This window comes from Coleofasciculus sp. FACHB-712, from assembly GCF_014695635.1.
In the GTDB taxonomy this organism is placed as follows: Bacteria; Cyanobacteriota; Cyanobacteriia; order Cyanobacteriales; family FACHB-T130; genus FACHB-T130.
In genome coordinates this window covers 1-7,212 of record NZ_JACJOQ010000502.1, presented here as the reverse complement: position 1 = coordinate 7,212, position 7,212 = coordinate 1, and the positions used below count along the sequence as shown (strand labels likewise).

Here is a 7,212-nt window from a genome sequence, read left to right as displayed (position 1 = left end):
GCGGCTGAGTTCATCGAAGCCTTGCCGGAGCGGTACGATACGATGCTCAGCGAGGGCGGACAGAACCTTTCCGGCGGACAGCGGCAGCGTTTAGCGATCGCGCGGGCGCTAGCGACGAAGGCTCCGATACTCATCCTCGACGAACCCACGAGTTCGCTAGATTTGAAGCACGAGCAATGGGTGATAGAAACCCTCCAGCGTCTGCGTCGCAAAAGAACCATTATCTTAGTGACGCACCGACTCGAAACTGCCGTAGACTGCGATCGCATTTTTGTGATGCAGGAGGGCGAGATCGTCGAGGAAGGCACTCATTCCGAACTCCTTACCCAAAAAGGACTCTACTTCCGAATGTTGGGTTACAAGCCATCCTCAACCTGACGACGCTGGAAAATTGAAATACTTTAAGCTCATTCCCCGCCTGAAGGTCGGAGGATAAGCGCTAAAGCAGTCTAATTCCACGATTCTCACCGGGGATTTTGACCGGGTAATTATCGCACCCGGCAGCATTCTGGAACAGGATGGGAAACGACAGTTTCAGATAGGCTATGAGTGTCTAGGAATGTCCCTCTAATCAAGACATTGGAGTTCGCATGGCAACTTATCTGGTTACGGGTGCTAATCGGGGAATTGGTTACGAATATTGCCGTCAACTGCAAGTGCGGGGCGATCGCGCGATCGCTGTTTGTCGCACTGCTGCTGAGGAGTTGAAGCAGCTAGGGGTGCAGGTTGAGGAGGGGATTGATATTACCTCTGATGCTTCCGTTGCTTCTTTGCGCGATCGCCTGGGTGACACGACGATTGATGTTCTGATTAATAATGCCGGAATTATCAAGCGCGTGACGCTGGAAAACTTGGATTTTGAGAACATTCGAGAACAGTTTGAGGTTAATGCGCTGGGACCTTTACGGGTGACTCATGCGCTATTGCCACTGCTCAAAGCAGGTTCCAAAATCGCCTTGATGACAAGTCGGATGGGTTCAATTGCAGACAATACCTCTGGCAGTTCCTATGGCTATCGGATGTCTAAAGTGGCGTTATCGATGGCTGGCAAATCGCTATCTCTCGACCTCAAACCGCGTGCGATCGCGGTGGCAATTCTGCATCCAGGGTTAGTTCAAAGTCGTATGACGAACTTTACTGGCATTACGCCGGAAGAGTCGGTGAAGGGGTTGTTGGCTCGGATTGATGAGTTGACGTTGGAAAATACAGGTACTTTTTGGCACGCCAATGGAGAAGTGCTGCCTTGGTAAGTAACCAATTACTAATTACCAGAAGCTTGCCAAATCGGAATTCCTGCTACCGTTGGAACAGCCAACATCTGACCATCTGGGCTAAATAATCCTGTACTAGCACCACTACTCACATCAAAACCACGAAGAGGCCATTCTTTGCGAATTTCGACATTAATAATACGTGAACCAGCTACCTGACCAGCAACCAAGTAGGTTTTAGCATCAGGACTGAGTGATAACTGGTCATCCGTTCTGTCTACCGAAGCCGAAACAGTACGCACAGTTGCACCCGTTTTCACGTCCCAAGTGCGGAGGTGAGCTTCATATATCGCGTCTTTTGACAGGCTGGTTAACGTTCGACCATCCGGGCTAAACGCCATGCTCTGGGGAAGTAACTGATCTTTTTCTTTTAGGGTATGGAGGAGTTGACCTGTGTTAGGATTCCAAAGTTGAATCAAGCCTTGCCAGTGATAAGTTCCTCCTTTGAGGATAGATTGATTGGAACCGAGGCTGGCTAACACTTGGCTATCAGGGCTAAAACGCACCCCTCGTAAAGATTTGATATTACTCTTTAATACAAAGCGCTTTTCGCCGGTTGCTACATCCCATAGCTGAATCTGCGGATTTTCGGAACCAAAATATTTTCGGGCGCTACTGGCAATAGATTGTCCGTTTGGGCTAAATTCCAAGCTGGAAATAATGCTAGCCGGGAAATTTTCCCCAGAATCCTTAGAGCCGCGAAACTCTGCGCTATTGGTAAAAATTGGTTTTTTCCAGATCGGTTCTCCGGTTTTGCTATTCCACAGACCAACTGCTATTGATTTATCAATTTGCGAGTAGACGATGCTGGCAACAAACTGTCCATCAGCGCTGATGGCAACATCTCCAAAGGAAGTCGTATCGTCGGCTTTGATAGATGAGAGTAATTCCCCTTTCCTTACATCCCACAATTGAATGGCTTTACCCCGTTCACCATTACACACGAGTAGAAGTCCATTCGAGCTAAACTTGGCATAGCTTGCGACAGTGGGTAACGTGTGAACTAGCTTGGAGTTTTCCCAAGATGGTTTAGCTTGAGCTACGGAAGGGGTTGGCGCTTGAGCGAAGAAGCCAGCCGATTGTGCCACAGATGTCCCCACAACTGTAGCGATCGTGAGGACTGTCACTGTTAAGGCAGTTGTTTTCTTCATACTCAAGGCAAAAGTAGTAGTGATTCACTACTAACTAATGACTCTCGATGAATGGTTCTGTTTCCCTTGGCTTGGCAACATTTCGCCCAAGCTAGAGGCATGAATAGATGAGGCTTCGTTTGCGATCGCCTTCTTTTAGAATTGCTTGTAAGTTGGACGGTTTGCCTCGCTTCCTTTTGAACATGAGGCTGCGATCGCGTGTGGTCAAATTCGTGCGTGTCTTGCCAGTGCGGTAATTCCGATTGGTGCCTATGATTTACAAATTGCAGCGTTAGAGAAGCTTTCTGAAGGAATCGCTCTTGCAAATAATTTAACTCTGGTGACACATAATACAAGAGAGTATGGGCGGATTGAGGGGTTGCAGATTGAGGATTGGGAAATTGAGGCGTAAAGACAGTGCAATGTGCTTGTAGCTGCTTGAATTGAGGGTTGCGCGAACGTACAAAATCAACCTTCAAGAAACACTCTAAAGTCTTAATAGAGGTTTGATGTGCAGAGCTACTCCTTGCATTGATTCATGTATATTCTGGAATACTGTAGTTTCTTTAGTAAATTAGGCAGCTTTTTTAGCTGGATGAGGTGCTTCATTGCCGAATGCGAAAATATTGAACATAATATTATAGTAAGCCCCATAAAGACAAGGATAAAGTCGAGCCATATGTCTTCTTATACGCTTGATACTGGAAAAAAATATATTAAAGATATCTTCTCTGCTGATAGCTTTTACAATGTACCTGAGTATCAACGCCCATATGTTTGGGGTAAGTACCAGGTAGTTGCTTTACTTGATGATATCCGCAAAGCTATGGAGAGGGACAAAGATAAGGAGTATTTCTTGGGCTGCATGGTTTGGAATACTAAGCAATCTAAGGAGGGAGATTTCGTTTATATTTCTCAAGATATACTAGATGGTCAACAAAGATTTATAACCCTTTACCTCTTACAGGCAGTATTAAGAGACTTATCAAAAAGCAAGGAGTTACAAAACAAAATTCGGACTCGGATGAGGCAGGAAAGGGATGAGTTTGACGGCATTCCCGAAAGAAATAGAATAGAGTTTGAAATAAGGAAAGACAAAGAATTTTTAGAAGAATATGTACTCAAAAATAATGGAACAAAAGATTTCGATAGTCTTAGATCAATTTCTCAGGATAAGAACAATGATGTTTCTGTCAAAAATATGGCAGCGGCGATTTTAGAACTGCACGCTTGGTTTCAAGAGCTGTCTAATGAGGGATTGGAGGTAGAACAGTATTTAAAAGATTTTTATGCTTATCTTTGCACGAAAGTTTTGATTATATACTTGTCAACTCCTAACAACCTTGATGATGCATACAATTTATTCACAGTACTAAATAGCCGAGGCCTTCAACTACAGGCAAGTGATATTTTGAGAGCACAAAATTTAAGGCACATAAAAGACCAGGAAGACAGAAAAGAATTTGCTGAGAAATGGGAGAAATATGAAAGTGCTATTGATGAACCATATAACTCATTCGATGAATTTCTATGGGCTGTTGTTTTCATAACAATGAAGTATAGAAGCGATGACAACCAAAGCCTTAACAAAGCATTCGAGTTTATGTATAAAAGAAATATGCTAACTAGAGGGGAGGGTACTTTTGAGGTCATTGGTCGTTATGCTAAACATTTGCAAGCCATTACTAGCAATGATATTTGTTGTAAGGAGGCTGGAAACTTTTTTGTAAACCTTAACTATATACTGACAAAAACTTACGGAAACGCCTATATTGCTCCTTTGATGCATTACAGAGAGTGTTTTAAGGAGTTTAGAATATATGATTTCCTAATAAAGTTAGATAACCTTTGCTCAGTCTACTGGTTGACGGGTAAAGGTAATTTTCAGTCAAGAATTTTTATTATTTTAAGGAAAATGGAGGAAATATCGAAGCAAGATGGCGATTTAAAAGAATTAGCCTCACAGTTTCTTGATTCTCCTGTCCTAAAATATGAATATCAAGATGAAAAAGCTTCTACTGCTGTTAATATTGAATATTTTCTGGATTTTCTTGATAATGAAAAATGGGGTGAATATTCAGGGCAGAGAATTAGCAAAACTCGCTATTTGCTATTGAAAATTGATCTTTTAACTAGCAGCCTAAATTCTCAACTCTATTTCGATAGACTTACTTCATCAGTAGAGCATTTAATGCCTAGAAGCTTAAGTAAAGCATTATCTAATATTTCAGACCTTGATCATAAAAAATGGGTTCATAGGCTGGGAAATATAGTTCTTGTAGATAGAAAAAAGAATTCATCATTAAGTAACAAAGAATTTCATGACAAAAAAACTAAATATAAAGGATCTATAGAGAATAGAGCAAATACTAACTATATTTTTATGTCGTATAACGATTGGAATATAGAAACAATTCGAGATAATCATTATCGAGTCTTTGATTTGCTAAAGACATACTACTTAGGTAATTCTTTTGAGACAGTCAAGAATTTATTAAAAAATTAAACAGTACAAAAGTCTAGCTCAAAGCGATGCTCCGAAAGTGCTATTTCGACTTTCGTTTCGACTTGGGAAGCGTTCGGTGTGCGCCAAAGTATTTTTCACTGCGATAGCGAAGCCACACCCGCAACTGCTGCGGAATCTGGTCTTTTTGTTCTTTCGTCAGCGTATTGTAAAGAGCTAAGGCGCGATCGCGTTCTCCCCGACAAGCAGCATTATTATGATCATCCCAGTAGCTACGGGCAACCCGAATCCGCCGACAGACTTCCTTGATGAATGCAACTCCTGTGAGGGGATTTTCCTGCTTTGACATAATTCAATATTGCTGACTGGTGCGATCGTAGCTTATTGAAGAATCAGTAAAATAGCTCTAAACAGACACCTTATTGATGCCTTGGAGGCGATCGCAATGTCTTTGATCGTTGAAGTGAGTGAATCAGGCACCTTACAGCTACCTGCCGAAATTTTACAGGTAATTCAGCCCAATAGCCGCTTTGTAATAGAAGTGGAAAGCGATCGCTTAATCCTGTCCCCCGTTCCCCCAGCGCAACCCTTTTGGGCAACCGCCACGCCTGAAGAACGGGCAGAACGATTAATGCAGTGGGTACAAAGCCATCAGAATGGTGCAAACCTAACTGATGAAGCGTTACGTCGGGAAAACATCTACGACTAATGACCGACTATCTCCTCGATACCAATGTTTTACTTCGCATGAGTGACAGCACTTCACCAGTGAACTTACTAGCTGGTAGAGCAACAGCTACTCTTCTAAGGCAACGAGATCGCGTTTTCATCACCAGTCAGAACATTATTGAGTTCTGGGTTGTTGCAACTCGTCCAGCACAAGTGAATGGATTGGGATGGAGTGTCGAACAAACTCGTACTGAAATCGAGCTGATTCTAAATCAGTTCCCGCAGCTTGAGGAAACGCCACAAATATTCCCTCACTGGTTCAATCTGGTGACAAGCTACCAACTTCAGGGTAAGCGTGTACATGATGCCCGGTTGGTTGCCGTGATGTTAGCGCATGGTGTAACGCATTTACTGACGTTTAACCCAAATGATTTCCGGGGCATCAATGAAATTGTAGTAGTTCATCCCCAAGCGTTAGCGTAGCGGCGACACAGTCGCATCGCGAACCCAGAGACGGAAGGCTAGATGCAAGGAAAATACTACTTCGACTTTCGTTTCGACTTGGGCGGCGTTCGGTGTGCGCCAAAGTATTTTTCACTGCGATAGCGAAGCCACACCCGCAACTGCTGCGGAATCTGGTCTTTTTGTTCTTTCGTCAGCGTGTTGTAAAGGGCTAAAGCGCGATCACGTTCTCCCCGACAAGCAGCATTATTATGAGCATCCCAGTAGCTACGGGCAACCCGAATCCGCCGACAGACTTCCTTGATGAGTGCAACTCCCGTGAGAGGATTTTCCTGCTTTGCCATACTTCAATCAGAACGCCCTACCCTAAATCCTAACCTGTAGCATTAAGGCGATCGCTCCTTCTTCGATTTAGTGTTTGGAAGGATTGTGCGATCGCCTTTCTTTAAAATTACTTGTAAGTTGAGGAGATGCCCCAATGGAGCGCATCTTCAATAATTCTTCTGCTGCTCATCCACAAAACACCACAGCCATTGCTCTCCTAACTCCGCTGAGCTGATTACAGTGTGTCCGGTTTCCTCATAGTGACGACGAGCATGCTGATGTTCTGACGAGTCGCAGCACAGCATCTTACCGCACGTCTGACAAATGCGAAGATGCACCCAGCGACCATTGATCCGAATGCACTCTTCACAGCGAAACACCGGATAGTTGGCTTTAGGGATTAGGTTTTGCAGCGTCACTTCATTGAGGTGTTGGCAGGACATAGGGTTTCCGAATCAATGTATGAGTTGGAGTCGCTCATTGGATGCTTCCAATTCTAGAGGCTAAACAAGCGATCGCTTGCTTTGTGCACCCCTTGAAGATATTGCTGTACGTTCAGTTGTCAAAGCTGAGTTGTTCTAGGGTGCGCTGCGGTGTAACAACCCAACTCGTCTACGGAGAACACCAATGATTTCCCGATTGCATCAACAGCCGATAATTTAGCCTAAAAATAGAAAATTCCTACATCGTTTTCTAGTTTCTGAATTAGAAACCGGGAACTGAGAGCTGAAACAGCCGAATAGACTCGAAGTTAAGTGAATCTTTCTGATTTGGAGCCTAACGATAATGCGATCGCCACTTCTTCTAAGTCTAATAATCGGTGTAGCCAGTAGTGTTCTAAGCGTCTCTATTCCTAACTCCCCGTTCCTGGCGGCTGAAACCACTACTCCGA

The 7,212-nt window shown here is 43.8% G+C and carries 9 protein-coding genes and 1 pseudogene; 6 read left to right on the top strand and 4 right to left on the bottom strand.

Features of this window, described 5'->3' with window-relative positions; translation table 11 throughout:
- A partial coding sequence (locus H6F50_RS16690; protein WP_190429567.1) for an ATP-binding cassette domain-containing protein occupies positions 1-378 on the top strand: 378 nt, incomplete at its 5' end.
- Positions 379-590: 212 nt separating this feature from the next.
- A complete protein-coding gene (locus H6F50_RS16685; RefSeq protein ID WP_190429566.1) occupies positions 591-1,250 on the top strand; it encodes an SDR family oxidoreductase in 660 nt (219 codons plus the stop codon).
- 11 nt (positions 1,251-1,261) lie between these two features.
- Here the strand turns inward: H6F50_RS16685 and H6F50_RS16680 are convergent, their stop codons facing one another.
- Positions 1,262-2,422, bottom strand: a complete 1,161-nt coding sequence (locus H6F50_RS16680) for a hypothetical protein (protein ID WP_190429565.1) — start codon at positions 2,420-2,422, stop codon at positions 1,262-1,264.
- Between the two features lie 151 nt (positions 2,423-2,573).
- On the opposite strand from H6F50_RS16680, the pseudogene H6F50_RS27995 reads away from it, so the two are divergent.
- Together H6F50_RS27995 and H6F50_RS16670 are read left to right on the top strand one after the other, a co-directional pair.
- Positions 2,574-2,813 (top strand): annotated as a pseudogene (locus tag H6F50_RS27995) (virulence-associated protein); the annotation flags it as partial.
- 267 nt (positions 2,814-3,080) lie between these two features.
- Positions 3,081-4,907 (top strand): DUF262 domain-containing protein, encoded by a 1,827-nt coding sequence (locus tag H6F50_RS16670; RefSeq protein WP_190429563.1) that lies wholly within the window; start codon positions 3,081-3,083, stop codon positions 4,905-4,907.
- Positions 4,908-4,947: 40 nt separating this feature from the next.
- Here H6F50_RS16670 and H6F50_RS16665 read toward each other — a convergent pair whose 3' ends face one another.
- Complete coding sequence (locus tag H6F50_RS16665) at positions 4,948-5,214, bottom strand: Precorrin-3B methylase (RefSeq protein ID WP_190429562.1); 267 nt, start codon at positions 5,212-5,214, stop codon at positions 4,948-4,950.
- Positions 5,215-5,310: 96 nt separating this feature from the next.
- Here H6F50_RS16665 and H6F50_RS16660 point away from each other — a divergent pair, with 96 nt between their 5' ends.
- Both H6F50_RS16660 and H6F50_RS16655 read left to right on the top strand, forming a co-directional pair.
- Positions 5,311-5,574, top strand: a complete 264-nt coding sequence (locus H6F50_RS16660) for an AbrB/MazE/SpoVT family DNA-binding domain-containing protein (RefSeq protein ID WP_190429561.1) — start codon at positions 5,311-5,313, stop codon at positions 5,572-5,574.
- Complete coding sequence (locus tag H6F50_RS16655; protein ID WP_190429560.1) at positions 5,574-6,017, top strand: type II toxin-antitoxin system VapC family toxin; 444 nt, start codon at positions 5,574-5,576, stop codon at positions 6,015-6,017. Before H6F50_RS16660 ends, H6F50_RS16655 begins: the two co-directional genes overlap by 1 nt.
- A gap of 56 nt (positions 6,018-6,073) precedes the next feature.
- Here the strand turns inward: H6F50_RS16655 and H6F50_RS16650 are convergent, their stop codons facing one another.
- Both H6F50_RS16650 and H6F50_RS16645 read right to left on the bottom strand, forming a co-directional pair.
- The gene (locus H6F50_RS16650) at positions 6,074-6,340 is read right to left on the bottom strand and encodes a Precorrin-3B methylase (RefSeq protein ID WP_190429559.1); all 267 of its coding nucleotides are present in this window, start codon (positions 6,338-6,340) and stop codon (positions 6,074-6,076) included.
- A gap of 147 nt (positions 6,341-6,487) precedes the next feature.
- A complete protein-coding gene (locus tag H6F50_RS16645; RefSeq protein ID WP_190429558.1) occupies positions 6,488-6,763 on the bottom strand; it encodes a UBP-type zinc finger domain-containing protein in 276 nt (91 codons plus the stop codon).
- Positions 6,764-7,212: the final 449 nt, after the last annotated feature.

Coding starts and splice junctions, on each gene's coding strand:
- H6F50_RS16685 (WP_190429566.1), top strand. CDS start 591: ATGGCAACTTATCTGGTTACGGGTGCTAATCGGGGAATTGGTTACGAA.
- H6F50_RS16680 (WP_190429565.1), bottom strand. CDS start 2,422: ATGAAGAAAACAACTGCCTTAACAGTGACAGTCCTCACGATCGCTACA.
- H6F50_RS16670 (WP_190429563.1), top strand. CDS start 3,081: ATGTCTTCTTATACGCTTGATACTGGAAAAAAATATATTAAAGATATC.
- H6F50_RS16665 (WP_190429562.1), bottom strand. CDS start 5,214: ATGTCAAAGCAGGAAAATCCCCTCACAGGAGTTGCATTCATCAAGGAA.
- H6F50_RS16660 (WP_190429561.1), top strand. CDS start 5,311: ATGTCTTTGATCGTTGAAGTGAGTGAATCAGGCACCTTACAGCTACCT.
- H6F50_RS16655 (WP_190429560.1), top strand. CDS start 5,574: ATGACCGACTATCTCCTCGATACCAATGTTTTACTTCGCATGAGTGAC.
- H6F50_RS16650 (WP_190429559.1), bottom strand. CDS start 6,340: ATGGCAAAGCAGGAAAATCCTCTCACGGGAGTTGCACTCATCAAGGAA.
- H6F50_RS16645 (WP_190429558.1), bottom strand. CDS start 6,763: ATGTCCTGCCAACACCTCAATGAAGTGACGCTGCAAAACCTAATCCCT.